The sequence below is a fragment of the Bacillus sp. LLTC93 genome (assembly GCF_002993125.1).
Classification (GTDB): domain Bacteria; phylum Bacillota; class Bacilli; order Bacillales; family Bacillaceae; genus Bacillus; species Bacillus zhangzhouensis.
Map to the genome: position 1 here is coordinate 254,664 of NZ_PVME01000001.1, position 18,636 is coordinate 273,299.

Consider the following 18,636-nt stretch of genomic DNA (forward strand, 5'->3'; position numbering starts at 1 on the left):
TTATTACAGTTTGTCATAATGGCTCATTCCATACATATAAATGCAGTAAACGAAAAGAAAAGGGGCTTGAGGCAATGAAATGGTTAAGCATATTAGATGGAGAAACGTTTGATCAAGTGATGGGCCGTATCTTGAGGGGATGGTTTTATGTGATTGTATTTTTATGTGTACCTTATTTTTTATTCGTTTTAGGACAAGTCTTTCTTTAACCAAAATGCTCGTTTAAACTTTCCAAAATAAAATCCATCATATCCTTATATTCTGGATCTTCGAAAAATTCGTAGAGAATTTTATAATCATTATAAATATCAAGAAGCTCATCCACTATAGATACAGCGAGGAATTCTAGTGATGCTTCGCTTTCTTGCTTCTCTTCCAACTGTAATAGAGCCGTTTGTACCATGTCTTCCTCTTTTTCTTTTGAGGTTTCTCCCACGTAATGCACAAAAAGAAGCTGATGAACAAACTGGTCCATCTCATATTTCCTTAGGACAAGCGTTAAGTCTTCTTCCTCTGTTTCCAGCCACTCTCCGTCCTTTAGCCTCGTGAGTTCGTAAATCACATCTTCCCAGCCATCTTCAAGGTAGCGCCAAATTTCAGTCCGATGACCAATGATTTTAAATAGCTCTTTTCCGTAATCTTTTACATATACGACATCGCCAATGAGGAACTCATATTCAATGTCCAGCTTTTCTGTATCCACAATCACTCCGTCGTACTCATCGTAAAGCAGGAGTGATGTTTCAAAATAAAGCACCTCATTATGATTGACCTCATACAAATAGTGCTGGTCAATTTGATGGACTTTTGTAATCGTTCCGACTGTGCCGTACATGACAACGACGACAATATCCCCTACTTGATATTTTGGTGCTTTCGCCTTCATTCTGTCTCCCCCTTGCCCGACTTTTGGTCTTAACGTATCGTATGCCGGCGCAAGGAATTCTGCATGGGCAACCACACCATGCAAAACGCCATTTTATTTCTCCATCAAAAAACCGCTTCTTCCATCAGGAACAAGCGGTTATATGTGAGTTATTTTTTTTTGACTTCTACTTCGTATTGTTCAAACGCTTCGTCAAATGTAGTCATCGAGTGTAAATAATCGCCATTCAATTCTAAATAGGCACATAGCTCATGATAATCAGTGGAAGCTTTAGGAAAGCTGTGATCTTCATAAGCAGCATTTGCAAAATGACTGATTTCATCTTTCGGTTTTGGATGTCTGTACTTCATTAAATAATGGTAAAACGACTTCACCTGTTTTTCCCTCCGCGACACTCTATTTTGTTGTTATATTATACAGGAATTTGATGACTTGTATAGGCGGAGGTACAACTTATGATGAAAAATCAAAGTAATTTCGCTTTAATAACCGCTCCATGCTCATTAATTCTTCATATGAAATTTTTTCTGGAAGTTTTGTTTGGTCTACTAAAATTAATTGATCCTCTATCTCTTTTACCGTTTCATCCTTTTGATATGTCATTCCGCAATGCATACAAGAAATGGACGGCGTGTCGATAATTTCAATGGATTGTGTGCCAGTGATCAGCTCCCAATAAACTGTTGTCTGCTCCGCGTTTGCTTTGTTTTCCTCACACCAATCACATGTCAACAAGGTTATTTCTCCTCCTTTACTGTTTCTTCTTTTTTGAGCTGCGCTTGATATTTCTTCTCTTTTAATTGATCCCGTTTTTCACGTTTGTTTTTGAGCGTATCATGCTCAGGATTTGTCTCATATAATTCTCTTCGTTTCATCCGGCTTAAATTTTCAGGCGTAAACGATCTTGCTTCATCTTGAAATAGAGCAGTGACACCAATTGCCGGTTCTTGTTTCTCTTCATAAACTTCATTAAAATACGCATCTGCCTGGCCTGCGACGTAATGCTCTGGCTCTGGGTACGATGTGATGACGCCTTCAAAGTTACGAAGGACGACTTTCTCAGGGCTTTGCGATAATAAATAATTTGGCTGTAAAGCGATTTTTCCTCCGCCTCCTGGGGCATCTACAACAAAGCTTGGCACTGCATAACCGCTCGTATGACCTCTTAAGCCTTCAATGATTTCAAGCCCTTTTGAGACTGGTGTTCTAAAGTGACCAATGCCCTCAGATAAATCACATTGATAAATATAATACGGTCTAACGCGAATCTTCACCAGATCATGCATCAGCTTCTTCATAATCGGGACACTGTCGTTAATACCCGCTAGGATCACAGCCTGATTACCTACAGGGACACCGGCATTGACAAGTCGTTCACACGCTTCCTTTGCTTCTTTTGTGATTTCAATACTTGTATTGAAATGAGTATTCAGCCAAACTGGATGATATTTTTTCAAAATCTCACACAGTTCATCTGTAATTCTTTGTGGAAAGACAACCGGCGCACGGGTACCAATCCGAATGATCTCAACGTGCGGAATGTCTCGTAAGTTTTTCAAAATGTATTCGAGCACTTGATCATTGATTAAGAGCCCATCTCCGCCTGAAATTAAAACATCTCGCACTTCAGGTGTTTCTCTAATATATCCAATCGCAGCATCTAATTGCTTTTTAGGCACGCCCATGCCGATCTGGCCGGAAAAACGCCTTCTCGTACAATAGCGGCAGTACATGGAGCACTGATTTGTCACAAGAAACAGCACACGATCTGGATATCGGTGCGTTAAACCCGGGACGGGTGAATCCTCATCTTCATGAAGCGGGTCTTCCAAATCATATTTTGTTTTATGAAGCTCCTCTGCAATTGGCACAGATTGCATGCGTATCGGACATCTTGGATCGTCTGGATTCATCAGTGAGGCATAGTAGGGTGTAATGTTGAGTGGAATGGTTTTGGTGGAAATCTTCACTCCTTCTTTTTCCTCTTCTGTTAAGTTCACGATTTTTTCTAAATCATCAAGCGTTTTAACGGTATGCGTCAACTGCCAAATCCAGTCGTTCCACTTTTCCTCAGGGACATCTTTCCAAAGTTCAATGTCCTTCCAATGACGCGTTGGTTCATACAGTTTCTGATTCATATCCATTCCCCCTATCAGCATTCACTTTATACTATGCAAGTTATGTGCCAACATGGGAAAATGCCCCTATTGTTTACAAAAGGAGCTTTTTCCTGCAAGTTTCAATCATTAAAGTGCCTACATTTCGGCATCTGCATATTTCTTCAGTTTATATTGCAGCGTTTGTCGAGGGATCTTTAAGGCTACGGCGGTTTGCTTAATATTCCCGTTATGCTTACTTAAAGCTTCTTGAATCAATGTTTGTTCAAATGAAGTAACCTGACTTTTTAATGAGGACTGCGGCGGTTCGTTTTCTCTCTTCTGCGCCCGTAAATGAGCAGGAAGATATGCCGGGGTGATGTCTTCCGCTTCCTTTGGCATCATCAAAACAGCATGCTCAATGGTATGTTTTAATTCTCTGACGTTCCCTGGCCAGTGATGCGCCATAAACAATTGTGTCGTTTCTTCAGATAGGCGGGTGACATTTTTAGAAAACTGGTGATGATAGGTTTGAATGAAATGGCGGGATAGCAGCTTGATATCTTGCTTTCTCGCTCGAAGCGGCGGAATATGGAAAGATGACACATGCAGTCTATAAAATAAGTCTTCTCTTAAAATTTGCTTCTTCACTGCTTCAAATGGGTCTATATTAAGCGCAGTAATAACTCTGACATCCACTTTAATGGCCTTTGCATCACCGATGCGGCGCACAACGCCATCCTCTAACACACGTAATAATTTTGTTTGTAGCGTGAGCGGCATTGCTTGCAGCTCATCAAGAAAAAGTGTGCCCCCATCTGCTAATTCAAAAAGCCCCTTGCGATCAATTGCGCCCGTATAGCTTCCTTTGACAGATCCGAACAATAAACTCTCAAGTAATGATTCTGGAAGCGCTGCACAGTTTTGCGGGATGAACACCTGGTCTTTTCGATCAGATTCATGGACAATGGCTTGTACCAGCACTTCTTTTCCTGTCCCTGTTTCCCCGTAGACAACAACAGACGACGGATAAGCAGCTGCTTTTTTTGCTTTCTCAAGCATCTCTTTTAAAAGCGGATCATTTGTTAAAAATGAAGAAAAATCATGCATTTGGTCTGTCTCAGAAACACCATTCGTTCGTTTTTTTTGATCTAAACGATTCGAAAGCGCCGACAGCTTTGATACATCTTTTGCTACTTCCACTGCGCCTATTAACTTGCTATCTTCAATAATGGGCAATGTGGTGTTGACCGTTTCAATTTTTTCTCCATTTTTATTCAAATACGTTTGTAAAGAATGATAAATGGGATTCCCAGTTCTAAGTACATGCATGAGCGTACTTGTTTTTTCAGTTAATGATGGATACACATCAAGGATATACTTGCCAATCACCTCTTCTTTTTGTAAACAGTCAAATTTAGCGGCATTGTGATTATAAAAGATCGTCACCCCTTGATCATCTACAACATGAATGGCTTCATCGATGGCTTCTAAAATTAATTCAAACCAATCCGCTCTTTCGACAACCTTCCCCATTCTTTCCCCCTCACTTTCAGTGCCGGAAAATCGGCATCTATTGCCCAATTTTCAGCGGCTTGTTCGTGCTCAGTTGGTTTCCCCTATCCTTTTCACGTTTCGCTTTTTCCTATCAATCTCCTGCTTTTTTCATCTATTGCTTAAAAAAAGCATCCCTCTTATGAGGAATGCTTCCGCCCTGATGTTTGATAAAGAGACATATCGAATTCATGTAGCGATTCCATATACAGTGGCACAATTGGCTTCCCTTCTTGAAATAACGTAAATTGGGAAGGAAATAGCCTGATTGGTTGATGATTAAACGCAAATAACTTCATTACCTCAGGAACAATACGGCAAAAGGTATCATGCATAAGCAAATAGACATCTTGTTCCCATTTAAAGAGCCGACGATTTGGCGGGCTGAATACAGGAAATGCTTGAATGATTTCCCCATCATCAAACGTCTGAAGCAGATCATTTGAAATGGTGTAAATCTCCTTTGGATGAAACTGAAAATATTGCATATCACGCTTTGAAGCAAAACGTCTTTTTTTCTGATCTTCAATATAATAAAACGTCCTTCCATTATCTGCGCTGACCACTGTATAATTTGGCACTGCCAGCATCTCATTCATCTCATATTTCATCGCACATAACAAAGGAATACGAATTGCACGCCTTTTCTTTTCATTCACCCAACACCTATCGATTCCATGAAGATTTCCGTGGGCGATCTGACAATAAGCCCCTTCTCTTTCAATCACAGTTCCATCAATTAAATCATACGGCATACTTGAAAACATGTGATGAAAGGATTGAGGTGTTTTATACGTTGTATCAAGCACATCTTTTAATGGAAAAAACGCTGCAAAATAATTCAACCTCATCCAAAAAACAGAGTCTGCATGATGCCAATGTTTCGGGTCATCGTCCCAATATTGCCCGTATTTCTCATAAATAAGCGGAAGCAAGCGCCTTCTGTGCATGACCGAACAATGGTCGACTTGAAAGGACGCATGCTCTAACATTTGATCTGCTTCCCGAACGAAGCTCATGGTTTCCACTAGATGCTTATCAACATGAACGACACGCTGCGAGGAATAAACAATATCTATATGAGGCTTCGATTGAAAAACATCCACCATTTTCTGCAAACGATCTTTACGGTACATTGTATCATCTGTTAAATAACAAATCAGCTCACCTGTTATACGTGTTAAAGCTTCATTAATAAGCGTCGCATAACGTACGGTTTCAAGCCGTTTTGCAGGATGAACCGTGTGCGGATACAGATGAATGCGTTTATCGTCTAAAAAGGGCTGAATCTTTTTCGTTGTTTCTGGCTCTGAGCCATCATCCATAATCAAAAGCTCCCAGTTTTGATACGTTTGTTCCACCATACTCTTTAGCACACGATCAATGAAATCAGGTTTATTGTAGCTTGTTAAAATCACCGATACTTTCATGATCATTATCCTTTTTCGTTAGATTAAAAAGCCCCCCAGCTGACAATGTTCACATAAGGAACACTTACTCTTAGCTGATTTGTCGCATTTTTAAAAACCGCTACTGAATCAAACAATTGCACGACAACCACGTTTTGGAGCACATCTCCATTGACCAAATGAACACGTGGCAGTGGAATGCCAAGCTCAAGCCATGGACGAAGCAATTCTTTGATTTCTGACGCACTTTCTTTCTCACTTTCCTCTAAAAGATGAAGAAGAAATAAAATCAAAATGACTTCAAGTACTCCTTCTGCTTCTAGTAATTCTTCGTTCCAACCATTTAATAATTGTTCAAATCCCATTCAAAATCCCTCTCTCTTCTCATGTAATCTTTACTAGAGTATGAGAATCGCTTCATTTAGCCTCAGCATTTGAAAACATTTTTAAAAATGTGTGAAGTGATTAACTGAAAAAAGAACAAGGAATGAGCATTCTGCTTATACAAAAAAAAGTGAACGGCATATACATAGTGGTGTGTTTGAAGTGATGAAGGAAGGATGGGGAGAAAATGAGCGACAAGCGTGCCGAATTAAAAAAAGAACTATTGAAACTGTTTTTCAGACCGCTTAGTCATGCGTTAACAGTCAATCTCGAAGAAGGAGGAGTACAAGTGGAAGAAAAATTAAACAATTTATTTAGTGAAGTGGCATCTGAGGCATCACCTTCAGATTCTGCTACAACACTCGATGTATCTCAACCAGCAAGATGGATTTTTGCAAGACTTGCACCAGGAACAGTCATTAGCATTGTCACTGACTCAGGAGACCTAATCGGCCCAGTTCAATTTGTATCATTCGATGCTTCAACAGGTGTTGTGTTCGTCACACAAGAAAGCTCCGTGACACCTGCAGGCTCTTCAACGACTCTATTAGATGTAGATAAAGTTGAAAGTGTTACGTTCACATCTTAATGTGAGAGGGTCAACATGAAGCTTCTTTATATCAGCTCTGGTTACGGCGGAATCTACCGAACTTTTGATCAATGGATAGAAGAAAGCTTCATTGATTCACCCTTTTCATATTTGAAGATAGAAAGAGAATCTCTACTTGAGCACATGCACAAAATCCGGACATTTTCTCCGGATTTTGTTTTCATGATGATCGGTGATCATGTTCCTAAAGAAGTACTTCATCAGTTCAAACAAGAAAAGATCCCCATCATTCTATGGATGACAGAAGATCCTTTTTATACAGATGTGTCTGCTACCTGTACACAGGATGCACAAATGATTTTAACCATTGACGAAGGCGTACTGCCTTTTTACAAACAATTAGGTGTTGACCACGTGCACTACTTTCCCATTCCAACCAATACACGTGTATTTCAGAAAAAAATGCCGCAAGCTGAGACATTCACCTATGACATTGCACTCGTTGGTTACCCTTATCCAAACCGCATCAAAGCCATCGATGCACTCTTACACCAGCACAAATGGCGTATTCTCGTTGCAGGCAAGGAATGGCATCGGCATTTGAATAAGTCACGTAGACGGTATCGTGATTTAACACTTGTGACCAACTGGCTGAGCCCTAAGCAAATGGCGGAAATGTATCAACAATCAGCCATTGTCCTTAATCCGCACAGACCAGCTCAATTCGTCTATAACCGAAACAAAGTAATGATTCAAAATATGAGCCTCAACAACAGAGCGTTTGATATCGCTGCAAGTGGAAGCTTTCAATTGACGGATATGAATCCGCCAGATCCTTTTTCAAGCTTCGCTTTTTACACACATGAAGACGATTTGATTGAGCAGACCGAATACTATGTATCAAATGTTGAAAAAAGAAAGGCGATTGCGCTGAATAATTACGAGCAAGTCGTTCACTGGAATACATTTGACACGCTACCATACAGGTTATATGAGATAGTAAAAAGCGCCCTATGACTGGGCGCTTTTCTTGTTGAAATCAATTTTACGGTGTCCCTTCCGCATCGAGGCGAGCCAATAATACTTTCTCTGCCTCTTTCCTATCTGCCTCACTTTTCACAACAAGCGATTGCTTGTGATCCATCATATACGCTCCAACTGATCCTTCTAAAAAGGAATGGATGCATTCTTTTGCATAATGAGCATAAAAAGCATAAACAGCGCCATTTAAACGGCCATACGTATGAGGATGCCCCTGCTTTGGAATGAAAAAATAATGATTGTCCTTATATAAAGTGGCTTCATTGCTTTCATGCAGTGTCCATGTTTCGTTTGGGTTTTCTAGCGCCTCTGTAAAAGAAGCGGTACAGTCATAGCTCCCTTCTACTAGAAGCTCCAAGCAGCTCTCAATATCTGCCGGCTGTCTAAGAGGAGACGACGGATGCAGATACAGGACAATATCAAATGTCTTCCCCTCTCGTTCTAAATAAGCAAGCGCGTGTTTCACAGCTAGTAATGAGGGTGTTTGTTCAGTCACATGTGTACTTGGAAGTTCAATGACATTTGCTCCATAGTGGGACGAAATGATTTGTGTATTCACATCCTCTGAGGATACGATGATTTCATCTAACTCAACCATTTGTAATAGCGGCTGAATGGTCCAATAGATGAGCGGCCGCTCCGCCAATATGCGAATGTGTTCACCATGATGATCTTGCTGGCAGCCAAAAGCTGGTATCATGGCTAAAATACGATTTCCCCTATACATATATTCTCTTCTCCCCTCGCCCGCAGCTCAATGTCCTGCGAAAATGCTTACCCATGATTGAGCTGATCGCAGTACTGAAGTGTTCAGGTCTCTCGCTTTTTCTACTTTTTCTTTTATCTCTCCATATTCTATTAAAACATCAAGCAGATGGTTATAATTTGTTCACCTAATTTATGCATGAAGTGGTTCTTTTCCTCAAACGTCTGCCACTCTTTCACATATGATGCAAAGTAGAGAAATGATAGTTGGGGGATTAGATATGTCCAAACAGATAGAAATGAGTTTGAAGACCTTTTTTCGTGACAAAACGATTTTAGTCACAGGCGGTACGGGTTCAATCGGCCGGCAAATTGTCAAAAAATTAACAGCATGTTCTCCAAAGAAAGTCATTGTATTCAGCAAAGATGACAGCAAACAATACATGATGAAAAATGAGTATGCAGAGCATCCAGAGGTCGTATTTGCTCTTGGTGATGTGCGCGATGCCAGCCGCGTGAGACAGCTTGTCAAAGGTGTTGATATCATCTTTCATGCAGCAGCCTTAAAACAAGTACCCACTTGTGAAGATAATCCGTTTGAGGCGGTTCAAACCAATATCATCGGCGGGCAGCATGTCATTGAAGCAGCGATCGAACACGAAGTCAGTCATGTTGTCAACATTTCAACCGACAAGGCAGTGGCCCCGACGAATGCCATGGGTGCAACAAAATTGATTTCAGAAAAACTATTTTTCCAAGCAAACGAAAGTATTCCCAATCAAAAAACAATGTTTTGCTCTGTACGCTTTGGCAATGTGCTTGGATCAAGAGGCTCCGTCATTCCGATCATGCTCCAGCAGCTGTTAAACGAGAAACCTTTGACCGTGACAGATCCTGCCATGACACGTTTTTTTATGTCCATTGAAGAGGCTGTATCCCTTACACTTGAGGCAGCCATCATGATGAAAGGCGGCGAAACCTTCATTCTCAAGATGGAGTCATTACAGCTTGCAGATCTATTAAAAGCGTTTCATGAATATGCTGGTCAAATAAACGTTGCAGCACCAGATATTCTCGTTATTGGTAAAAGACCTGGAGAAAAACTTCACGAGGAGCTCACATTCCCACATGAGGCAGATGCACTGTTTGAGCATGAACAATTTTATGCGATCTTACCGAGACCACATCTGCACCCTGCCTTTCAAAAAGTCGATTTGACCAATTACACGTCAAATGAAGCACCGCTCATTACAAAAGCGAAGCTATTCCATATCATCGAACAATTACATCACACGCATCATAAAAAATAAAAAATCGTCACACGGAAGCAGATGCTTTCCATGTGACGATTTTTTTACATGAATTATTCAAATAGATGTGTCAAATGGCCGTAGCCCTCTTTTTCCAGATCATCCTTTGGGATAAACTTCAAAGCGGCTGAGTTAATACAATACCGGAGACCATTTGGTCCTGGTCCATCAGGAAAAACATGACCAAGATGAGAATCAGCTGTTTTGCTGCGAACCTCTGTCCGAACCATACCATGACTCGTATCAACCTTCTCCTCTACTTCCTCGCCTTCAATCGGTTTTGTAAAACTTGGCCAGCCGCAATGGGCATCAAACTTATCGAAAGAAGAAAACAATGGCTTGCCTGAAATGATATCCACATAAATGCCTTCTTCTTTGTGGTCCCAAAATTCATTTTGAAATGGCGGCTCAGTGCCATTATTTTGCGTGACCTCGTACTGCATCCGGTTTAATTCTTTGATCCGTTGCTCTTTTTCATTTGCCATTATTTATCACTCCAATGGGATTGAATAAAACCCGCTCTACCCGAACCGACATGATATCGTTCGTAGTGCATGTTGTTCTTTTTATAATAATGCTGATGATATTCCTCTGCAGGATAAAAAGGACCAGCCTCTAAAATTTCTGTGACGATTGGCTTTTGGAAGATCCCGCTTTGACTCAGCTGCTCTTTCGAAGCTTCTGCAAGCTTTCGCTGCTCCTCGTGATGAACATAAATACCTGTACGGTAAGACTCTCCTCTATCACCAAATTGCCCTCCATCATCTGTTGGGTCTATTTGCTGCCAATACAGTTCTAATAGTTTCTCATACGGGAAAACGTCAGGATCAAATGTGATTTGAACCGCTTCTCTATGTCCCGTTGTATTTGTACATACTTCCTCATAGGTCGGATTCACTGTATGTCCGCCAGTATACCCTGATTCAACTTTGATAATGCCTGGCTGTTCATCAAAAGGTTTAACCATACACCAGAAACAGCCTCCAGCAAATGTGGCTAATTCTTGTTTTTCAGACATATTAGTGCCCCCTTCATTTAAAAAATGGTATCATCATATTATAACATGATAAAAAATAATGAAAATGATACGACTTGTGTAGCTAAAATGAAAGAAAGCATTCTGTCGTATCTTAAAATATAATGGGGGTTTAATGATTGGAACAAAGAAAACAAATGATGTATGAAATGGATACTTTACTGAGAACCGTATTTAAGCAGATACGTTATGAAATTAACAGCCTGCTGGATAACGAATTATCTCGGAATGAATTTCTCATTTTAAATCTACTCCGTGAGCACGGTGCAAAAAAAGTAACGGAATTCGCTTCGATTCTTGGGGTGTCAGCAAGCCATATTACAGCAGTGACCGACACACTTGTAGAAAAAGGCTGGATCACTCGTATCCGCTCAAAAGAGGATCGCCGCATCATCAAAATCCACTTAACCGATAAGGGTAAGGAAATTACTGAGCATTTTGAAAAAAAGAAAACAGAATACTTTATGGAACGATTTGAGTCATTTGATGATGAAGAACTCAAAACGATGATCAAATTATTCAAAAAGCTGGATAAAAGTCAAAAGGATTAAGCATAGATTTTAGCGCTCAGGACATGCTACGGATAAAAAGAGGTGGATGAACCATGACAAGCCCTTACCTTTGTCCAAACTGTAAAACCAATAGAACGCGCTTTAATCTGATCGAGCAGCTTTCAGAACCTGTGAAGCTTGATCCGGCGACTGGAGCAATTGTCGAAACATACGAAGGAGATCAACTTTCTCCTTTTCACATGAGATATCAAGGACCTCAAATCAAAGTCCAGTGCGGCGTTTGCGGTTTAATTGAGGATGAAAAAACATTCATTAAGTTGGCTGAATATGATCAATATTCTTCTCCTTCTTAACATGAAGGCCTGACGTTTTCCGTCAGGCTTTTTTCTATGTTTCTTTTGCCTATACAGATCGTCCCTTTCGTGCATACGCTACAAAAAACACCATCATATGAGAAAGAAAGGTTGATGACATGCAGCAGCTCTATGATATGAATGACTTTCCATATCGTCCATCAGCTACCGTCTACCAATACCATCAAAGAAATACTTCTCAAAAAGCCGTTATTCGACTCTTTCACGCTGCACCAGACCTAAGTGAGCTTGCTGTATTTGTGAATCGGCAGCAGGTCGTGGAAACGATGCCTTATGGCCAGCTGACAGCTTATATGGAGTGGGATGAGGGTGTTTATGAGATAGAAGTCTTCAAGCCGGCTACAAAAGAAAGGGTTCTTTATTCTCGCAACATGATCAAAGGAGACGAGACTTACACACTTTGTATCACAGGGGCTCGAACAGGCTTTGCATTGCTAAAAGAGCATCAAGATTCTCTTATCAAGCAAGATGACCTATCAGCACTAACATTTGTCCAGCTGTCTCCTGACCTCCCTCCCATTGATTTATATGAACGGGATCAAGGAATGGTTTCAAAGGAGCTTGGTTATGTGAGTAGCACCCAAACTCACCATTTCTCTCCGAATAAGTATCATTTTGAACTGAAAGCCTCCGGTACACAAAGTGTACTGCTTGATATCCCAAAAGTTCACCTGCAAACAAAGCGTGCATACATTATTTTGCTTCATGGTTTTGCAAACGGAGAGCCCGAGCTCATGGCGAAGGTGGCCTTGTCTCGCCAAATATAAAAAGAGCCTTTCCAAATGGAAAAGGCTCTTTACGAGACATCTTCAGCTTTTTCTTGCTTTTGAAAATCAAAAGCAAGAATCATGATGCCTAAAAATAATGCACAATAGGCAATATTTAAGTAAAACTGATCGATATTTTCTGCTTTTAAATCAGTGGCAGCCGTAATGCCAAAGTACGTAGCAAATAAAAGCGACAGTAAACTGAAATATTGATAGACTCGCTTCATGATTTCACTCCTGACTAGCACGTTCTATTGCTTTGGATGGTAATATGAGAATTCGATTTCATCGTTCTCAAGATCAATTTTGTTCGCTTTGACATACATATCATTCGTCAGTGGCATTTCTGAAAGACGTACTTCAACCGTTTTTTGGTCTGGTTTCACATGAACGAATTCTGGCAGTTCATAAAACTGGCCCATGTAGCTTAAAACAAAACTAATCGGAATGCTCAATTGTCCAATTGAAAAGTCATCCACTTTCAGCAGCACATCTCCATTATCTTCAACAGTTGGCGTAAATGACACGTTTGCATCAATGGTTGAAGAGAAGGCTTTAATCGCGCCTGTTACTTTCACATCTTGATCAATCGCAACATGAAAGTCAGGCATATCGTTTGATCCTTGATTTTTTAAATAATCATTTACAAAGCTGGTCAGCGATTCTTTTGAGCTAGAAATGTTAAAGGCATATTCGCTTTTCGCTTCTTTTTTTGAAGCGGATTGACCACCTGGCAGTAGCATCAAAATGCCGCAGGCAAGAACAATCAGTAGATTGATTGCAAGTAAAATAAAAAATAAGCTTTTCCATTTTTTCATATTTTCACCCTATTCCTTCGGCAGTCCTTCTTTTTTCACTTCTGAGAATAAACGATTTGCCATAAGAGAGTACCCCTTTTGGTTTGGGTGGAAATCATCATCTGCCAGTAATTTTTCATCAGAATCTTCTTCAAATAAATCGGCCACATTGATCATATCAGCGTTGCCGTCTTTTTTCAGTTCTTTTTTGGCGACGGCATTCCAGTCTTTGACGACTTCATCGATATCTCTTAGCTCAGTCAGACTGAACTTAAAGGGATTATACATACTGACATACATGATCTTCGCGTGGTTATTATGTTCTCTCAGTTGAGCAAGAATGGTTTTAAATCGCTCCTCAAAAGGACCTTGCTCTTTTTGAAAAGGAGCAAAAGTCAAATTGAGTACATTTTGACGGACGACATGCATTAAGTCATTTCCGCCGATCGTAAAGAAAATATAATCAGCGTCTTTTAGCCCATCTTGCACCTTTTTCTCTTTTAATCTCTTTAATAAATCTACCGTTCTACTGCCTTTAACGGCATAGTTTTTTAATGTAACAGATTGCACGCCGTCCACCGCTTCTATCTTGTCACGGGTGATGCCTGCATATCCCTTTTTATTTTGATCTCCGATTCCTTCTGTTAAGGAATCTCCAACCGCTGCGATGGTAATATGTTCTTTTACGTTCTGTGTGTCTTCTAGTTTATCCTTTATGCCAGCCTCTTGAGCAGAACATGCAGAAAGAACAAAAGCTAGAGACATCACAATCAAAATCAAACGAGCCTTCAAACGATGATGTCCCTCCTTTTTCTGATTAAAAAAGTGTATCATGTTTTCGCTCATTTGAACATCCTTATGCTAGCTTCGGTTAAGCGTTTTGATGTCCTTGATGATTTCATCATATGGTGTATTTTGTACGCCATCATAATTTTTCATCACTTTCCCTTCTTGATCAACAAGGAAGAACAGTGATTGATGAATGACTTGGTCTTCATCTTCAGGTTTTTTCACAATGGTTTTAAAGCTCTTCATGGCGAATTTTTCAATTGCTGACTGCGAGTAACCAGTGAGGAAATCCCAATTTTTAAAGGACAATGGATATGCTTTGGCAAATTCCTTTAGCTTTTTCGGTGAGTCCACCTCTGGGTCAACGCTAAAGGAAATGATATGCGCATCCAATTTTTCTTCTTTTAACCGTTTTTGCAGCTCTGTCATATGAGCAGTCATAGGCGGACAGATCGTTTCACAGCTTGTGAAAATAAAATCTGCAACCCATACTTTCCCCTTCAAATCATCCAGTGACACCTTTTGACCATCTTGGTTTTGATACTCAAACGGCTGTATTTGATAATTTAACGCATCCTTGATTTGTCCATTTGAACACGATACTAAAAGAAGCACGCTTATCATCATAAGCGCACCAAGCAAGGCTCCCCTTTTTCTATACATGATATGCCCATCCCCTTTTTCAATCAATCGGTATAAAAAGTGAAGCCTATTGCTCCCTTTCCAGTATGGCAGGAAATAACCGGTGTTGTGTAGGCAATATCAACAAGTGCATCAGGTGTGTGATCGAGCAGCGCTGATTTGAGTTTTTCTGCAAGCTCTAATGCATCTGCGTGCGCAATCCCAATTGCCTGAACGGTTTTTCCTTTCACCGCCTGTACATACTGTTTTGTCAGATAGCGGACAAGAGCGGAGTAGCTTCTCACATTCGCTTCTGGCGTGTATACTCCATCTGTTAAGCTGGCAATTGGTTTGATGTGAAGAAGTGAGCCGATCAGCGCCTTTCCTCTTCCAACCCTTCCACCTTTCACGAGATTTTCTAATGTATCAATTGTGACATATAGCTTTGTTTTATGGCGGATTTTCCCCACTTCTTTGATGATGTCTTCACGGCTTGCACCCTTTTTTGCAAGTTCTGCTGCTTTGATGACTTGAAACCCTAATCCATAGGAGATAAAGTTTGAATCAATCACCGTGATGTTTCCATTCACCATTTCCGAAGCGCTTTCAGCCGTTTGGACAGTACCACTCATTCCACCGGTTAAATGAATACTAATGACTTCGCTTCCATCTGCCGTCAGCTTTTCATATAATTCGACGAATTGACCGATTGCAGGTTGAGACGTTTTCGGCAATTCCTCAGCGGCCTCCATTTTATGAATAAATTCATCAGGCTGCAAATTCACCCGATCAATATAATTAACTCCAGAAATGGAGATATTGAGCGGAATCACGTGAATTGAAAGGTCATTGATTTTCTCTTGCGGAAGATCTACAGTTGAATCTGTTACAATTTTAATTTGTTTCACTATCGTCTCATCCTTGCTGTCTTAGTCTTTACTTATGATATTACCTTATTTCCTGTATTCTTGAAAACAACTGCCCTAACGTTTTTGAATTTGTCACATTTTCTTCTTTTCATCAAAAAAATCCTTGCCAACTGAGCAGCCGTCCTTTTAAAACGACCGCTCACTCCTTTTGACAAAGATTTCTATTTACGCATTGTGTTTCAGTGTTGGCTGCTGATAGATCTGTTCATATGTGCTCCACTTGACGTTACGTTTCACGTACTCCCTGAAAGAGTACACATCTCTCTTTCCTTTAGATACATAGACTTTTTTCAAGAAAGCTTCAAGTCTAAAGGTGAGCATGAAACAATACGTCTCATCCCCCTTTAGAACAGGGATTTCTGTTACCTTGATCTGAGCTCCATCCATCCGTCTAAAACATATTGTTTTGAGCAGCACAAACGATCAATCCTCTTTTCCAATGATCTGTTAAGCCTAAATAAATAGGTGGAATAAATCTTGATCTTTATTCACTTCAACATAGTGGAAGCCTTTTTTATTCATCCGCTCAATCAGCGCCGCATAGTCATCTCTTTCTTTCAATTCGATGCCAACAAGTGCTGGACCTTTGCTTCGGTTATTCTTTTTCGTATATTCAAAGCGTGAGATATCATCATTTGGCCCTAACACTTCATCTAAAAATTCCCTGAGAGCTCCTGCTCTTTGCGGAAAATTGACGATAAAGTAATGTTGAAGCCCTTCATAAATCATTGAGCGTTCTTTGATTTCTTGCATTCTGCCAATGTCATTATTTCCCCCGCTGACAATACAGACGACATTTTTGCCTTTAATCTCCTCGCGATGCGCCTCTAATGCCGCAATCGGCAAGGCGCCTGCTGGCTCTGCTACAATCGCACATTGATTATACAGCTCTAAAATGGTTGTACACACTTTCCCTTCTGGTACAAGACTAATTTTATCGACAACGGACTGAAGGGATGTAAACGTCTTTTCACCAATCCGCTGAACCGCTGCCCCGTCTACAAACTTATCAATCGAATCAAGTGTCACGACCTCCCCCTTCTCATGGGAAGCATGCAGTGAAGCTGCGCCAAGTGGCTCGACAGCAATGATTTCGGTTTCTGGTGAAATGTTTTTGATATATGTGCCAACGCCAGATAGCAGTCCGCCACCTCCGACGCTTGCAAATAAAAAATGAGGCTCCACTTCGATATCATTTAATATTTCTACAGCAGTTGTTCCTTGTCCTGCCATCACATCCAAATCATCAAACGGATGGATAAATTCGCGCTTTTCCTTATCTCCGCATTTTACCGCTTCATGATAGGAATCATCAAACGTATCTCCGGTTAAGATAATTTCAACATATTCTTTTCCGAAAAGCTCCACTTGAGATACTTTTTGTCTTGGCGTCGTAGCCGGCATAAAGATTTTCCCGTGGATACCTAAATATTTACAAGAATAGGCAACACCTTGCGCGTGATTTCCAGCACTTGCACAGACAATGCCATTTTCTAGTTTATTTTTTGGCAACTGGCTCATTTTATTAAAAGCGCCTCTTAATTTAAAGGAACGAACTACTTGAAGATCCTCTCTTTTTAAGTAGACATTACATTCATATCGTTCAGAAAGTCGCTCATTTTTTTGAAGCGGTGTATGAATCACTACATCCTTCAAATTTTGATGGGCTTTTAAGATGTCTTTCACTTGAATTAGCGTGTTTTCTTTGAGCAACGGTTTCATGTACAAGATCCTTTCTCTTTAACCTTATTTAATTTGTCATTATAACATGAATATTCAAAAAATAAACCGATAGATCTTGGATCAAACATAAATTTCGTGAACTTTTTCGTTTTTCTATACATTTGTTCTTATTGGGTGTTATAATTAAACCAATTAGAACCATAAAGAAAGGAACCACCCTATGACCTCACGTTCGTTTACTTCTATATATGGAGAGCACCAAGATATGAAGCACGCCATTCATTTGGCAAAACATTTTACGCAAAACGAGCAGCCTGTCTTAATAACGGGAGAAATTGGAACAGGCAAAACATTATTTGCCCAAGAAATGGCAAACGCATCTGTTCCTCGCGCTTCGCTGACACATATTTATTGCCCGACCTTGGATGAAGAGACATTACAGAAAGCATTCACTCAAAAGAAAAATCAAGTTCTTTATTTAGACGAAATTGGCGCATTAAGTATTCCTATGCAGCACCAGCTCATTCGTTTTCTCGAAACTTCACCTGTAACCAAAATCATCGCTTCTTCGTCTTTATCATTAGAGGCACTGAGGGTTTCATCTACTTTTTTACCTGAGCTATTTTATCGTCTCAACGTTCTCCATCTGTCCATTCCATCTTTAGCAGATCGGAAAACAGATATACCTGCTTTAACTACTTCCTTTTTCAAAGAGCTGGGCATACAGCCTGACATTGATACAAGTGTTTGGGAAACCTTGCAGCAGTATCCATTTGAAGGCAATGTTCAAGAGCTCAAAAATATGGTTCATTACGCTGCAGCGATTCTCGAGGGGCAAACGGTTTTCTTACACCACTTACCGCCTTTTGTGTTATTACCTCAACACGCGGCGACTGGAAAAGGGAAAAAAGAAGAGCACAAGCTCACGCTTATGGAGAAACAAGAATTTGTTTTCTTACTTGAAGCCATTAAATCGCTGAATGAAAAAGGAGAAGCAGCAAGCAGACGAATCTTGTCTGAATTAAGCAAACAAGGTGACATTCCGCTGACCCCTCAGCAGGTAAGGAGCCGATTAGATGATCTTGAGAAAAAAGCATACGTGACGAAAGGAAAAGGCAGGGCTGGAACGAAGATTACACTTGAAGGTCTTTCATTCCTGAAGTCGCTTGATGGTTATATACCGGTTCAATAAA

25 protein-coding genes are annotated in these 18,636 nt (G+C 40.3%); 8 read left to right on the plus strand and 17 right to left on the minus strand.

Going from position 1 to position 18,636, the window contains the following annotated elements; genetic code table 11:
- Window positions 1-74 precede the first annotated feature (74 nt).
- Window positions 75-209 (plus strand): hypothetical protein, encoded by a 135-nt coding sequence (locus C6W18_RS20420; RefSeq protein WP_256498704.1) that lies wholly within the window; start codon window positions 75-77, stop codon window positions 207-209.
- On the opposite strand, the gene C6W18_RS01285 is transcribed toward C6W18_RS20420, so the two are convergent.
- From C6W18_RS01285 to cgeC, 7 genes are all read right to left on the minus strand, one after another.
- Window positions 206-886 carry a hypothetical protein gene (locus C6W18_RS01285; protein WP_034319178.1) on the minus strand — a complete coding sequence of 227 codons (681 nt, stop codon included), beginning with the start codon at window positions 884-886 and terminating at the stop codon, window positions 206-208. The two genes, C6W18_RS20420 and C6W18_RS01285, sit on opposite strands and share 4 nt — an antisense overlap.
- Window positions 887-1,035: 149 nt before the next feature.
- The gene (locus C6W18_RS01290) at window positions 1,036-1,260 is read right to left on the minus strand and encodes a YozE family protein (RefSeq protein WP_034319175.1); all 225 of its coding nucleotides are present in this window, start codon (window positions 1,258-1,260) and stop codon (window positions 1,036-1,038) included.
- Between the two features lie 79 nt (window positions 1,261-1,339).
- The gene (locus tag C6W18_RS01295) at window positions 1,340-1,621 is read right to left on the minus strand and encodes a YokU family protein (protein WP_034319172.1); all 282 of its coding nucleotides are present in this window, start codon (window positions 1,619-1,621) and stop codon (window positions 1,340-1,342) included.
- 2 nt (window positions 1,622-1,623) lie between these two features.
- The gene (gene kamA / locus C6W18_RS01300) at window positions 1,624-3,024 is read right to left on the minus strand and encodes a lysine 2,3-aminomutase (protein WP_034319165.1); all 1,401 of its coding nucleotides are present in this window, start codon (window positions 3,022-3,024) and stop codon (window positions 1,624-1,626) included.
- Window positions 3,025-3,141: 117 nt separating this feature from the next.
- Window positions 3,142-4,518 carry a sigma-54 interaction domain-containing protein gene (locus C6W18_RS01305; protein ID WP_105925507.1) on the minus strand — a complete coding sequence of 459 codons (1,377 nt, stop codon included), beginning with the start codon at window positions 4,516-4,518 and terminating at the stop codon, window positions 3,142-3,144.
- Between the two features lie 158 nt (window positions 4,519-4,676).
- Entirely contained in the window at window positions 4,677-5,972 is a 1,296-nt protein-coding gene (locus C6W18_RS01310) for a glycosyltransferase family A protein (protein WP_105925508.1), read from the minus strand.
- Between the two features lie 17 nt (window positions 5,973-5,989).
- Entirely contained in the window at window positions 5,990-6,310 is a 321-nt protein-coding gene (gene cgeC / locus C6W18_RS01315; protein ID WP_034319157.1) for a spore maturation protein CgeC, read from the minus strand.
- A gap of 206 nt (window positions 6,311-6,516) precedes the next feature.
- Between cgeC and C6W18_RS01320 the strand changes: the two genes are divergently transcribed.
- Window positions 6,517-6,918, plus strand: coding sequence for a hypothetical protein (locus C6W18_RS01320; protein ID WP_034319155.1), 402 nt, complete (start codon window positions 6,517-6,519; stop codon window positions 6,916-6,918).
- Between the two features lie 15 nt (window positions 6,919-6,933).
- Window positions 6,934-7,896, plus strand: a complete 963-nt coding sequence (locus C6W18_RS01325; protein WP_105925509.1) for a CgeB family protein — start codon at window positions 6,934-6,936, stop codon at window positions 7,894-7,896.
- 28 nt (window positions 7,897-7,924) lie between these two features.
- On the opposite strand, the gene C6W18_RS01330 is transcribed toward C6W18_RS01325, so the two are convergent.
- Window positions 7,925-8,647, minus strand: a complete 723-nt coding sequence (locus tag C6W18_RS01330) for an acylneuraminate cytidylyltransferase family protein (RefSeq protein ID WP_105925510.1) — start codon at window positions 8,645-8,647, stop codon at window positions 7,925-7,927.
- 259 nt (window positions 8,648-8,906) lie between these two features.
- Here C6W18_RS01330 and C6W18_RS01335 point away from each other — a divergent pair, with 259 nt between their 5' ends.
- Complete coding sequence (locus C6W18_RS01335; RefSeq protein WP_105925512.1) at window positions 8,907-9,935, plus strand: SDR family NAD(P)-dependent oxidoreductase; 1,029 nt, start codon at window positions 8,907-8,909, stop codon at window positions 9,933-9,935.
- Window positions 9,936-9,988: 53 nt separating this feature from the next.
- Here the strand turns inward: C6W18_RS01335 and msrB are convergent, their stop codons facing one another.
- Complete coding sequence (gene msrB, locus C6W18_RS01340) at window positions 9,989-10,420, minus strand: peptide-methionine (R)-S-oxide reductase MsrB (RefSeq protein ID WP_034319143.1); 432 nt, start codon at window positions 10,418-10,420, stop codon at window positions 9,989-9,991.
- A complete protein-coding gene (msrA, locus tag C6W18_RS01345; protein ID WP_034319141.1) occupies window positions 10,420-10,953 on the minus strand; it encodes a peptide-methionine (S)-S-oxide reductase MsrA in 534 nt (177 codons plus the stop codon). Before msrA ends, msrB begins: the two co-directional genes overlap by 1 nt.
- A 137-nt stretch (window positions 10,954-11,090) precedes the next feature.
- Here msrA and C6W18_RS01350 point away from each other — a divergent pair, with 137 nt between their 5' ends.
- The 3 genes from C6W18_RS01350 to C6W18_RS01360 all read left to right on the plus strand — a co-directional run bounded on the left by C6W18_RS01350 (window position 11,091) and on the right by C6W18_RS01360 (window position 12,624).
- Window positions 11,091-11,522 carry a MarR family transcriptional regulator gene (locus tag C6W18_RS01350; RefSeq protein WP_034319138.1) on the plus strand — a complete coding sequence of 144 codons (432 nt, stop codon included), beginning with the start codon at window positions 11,091-11,093 and terminating at the stop codon, window positions 11,520-11,522.
- A 53-nt stretch (window positions 11,523-11,575) separates the two neighbouring features.
- On the plus strand, window positions 11,576-11,836 hold the full coding sequence (locus C6W18_RS01355) for a DNA alkylation repair protein (RefSeq protein ID WP_105925514.1): 261 nt from the start codon (window positions 11,576-11,578) through the stop codon (window positions 11,834-11,836).
- A gap of 119 nt (window positions 11,837-11,955) precedes the next feature.
- Window positions 11,956-12,624, plus strand: a complete 669-nt coding sequence (locus tag C6W18_RS01360; RefSeq protein ID WP_105925516.1) for a DUF4397 domain-containing protein — start codon at window positions 11,956-11,958, stop codon at window positions 12,622-12,624.
- A 29-nt stretch (window positions 12,625-12,653) separates the two neighbouring features.
- On the opposite strand, the gene ypmT is transcribed toward C6W18_RS01360, so the two are convergent.
- The 7 genes from ypmT to ilvA form a co-directional block, all read right to left on the minus strand.
- Window positions 12,654-12,851: a protein YpmT gene (gene ypmT / locus C6W18_RS01365; protein WP_105925518.1), complete on the minus strand. Its 198-nt coding sequence runs from the start codon at window positions 12,849-12,851 to the stop codon at window positions 12,654-12,656.
- Window positions 12,852-12,875: 24 nt separating this feature from the next.
- The gene (locus tag C6W18_RS01370) at window positions 12,876-13,442 is read right to left on the minus strand and encodes a YpmS family protein (RefSeq protein ID WP_105925520.1); all 567 of its coding nucleotides are present in this window, start codon (window positions 13,440-13,442) and stop codon (window positions 12,876-12,878) included.
- 9 nt (window positions 13,443-13,451) lie between these two features.
- Entirely contained in the window at window positions 13,452-14,213 is a 762-nt protein-coding gene (locus C6W18_RS01375) for an SGNH/GDSL hydrolase family protein (RefSeq protein WP_034319386.1), read from the minus strand.
- Between the two features lie 69 nt (window positions 14,214-14,282).
- Complete coding sequence (locus C6W18_RS01380; RefSeq protein ID WP_105926361.1) at window positions 14,283-14,873, minus strand: SCO family protein; 591 nt, start codon at window positions 14,871-14,873, stop codon at window positions 14,283-14,285.
- Window positions 14,874-14,896: 23 nt separating this feature from the next.
- Window positions 14,897-15,739, minus strand: a complete 843-nt coding sequence (locus C6W18_RS01385; protein WP_105925522.1) for a DegV family protein — start codon at window positions 15,737-15,739, stop codon at window positions 14,897-14,899.
- 186 nt (window positions 15,740-15,925) lie between these two features.
- Entirely contained in the window at window positions 15,926-16,177 is a 252-nt protein-coding gene (locus tag C6W18_RS01390; protein WP_034319122.1) for a YpmP family protein, read from the minus strand.
- 36 nt (window positions 16,178-16,213) lie between these two features.
- Entirely contained in the window at window positions 16,214-17,482 is a 1,269-nt protein-coding gene (gene ilvA / locus C6W18_RS01395) for a threonine ammonia-lyase IlvA (RefSeq protein ID WP_034319380.1), read from the minus strand.
- A 181-nt stretch (window positions 17,483-17,663) separates the two neighbouring features.
- Between ilvA and C6W18_RS01400 the strand changes: the two genes are divergently transcribed.
- A complete protein-coding gene (locus tag C6W18_RS01400; RefSeq protein WP_034319119.1) occupies window positions 17,664-18,635 on the plus strand; it encodes a sigma 54-interacting transcriptional regulator in 972 nt (323 codons plus the stop codon).
- Window position 18,636 lies beyond the last annotated feature (1 nt).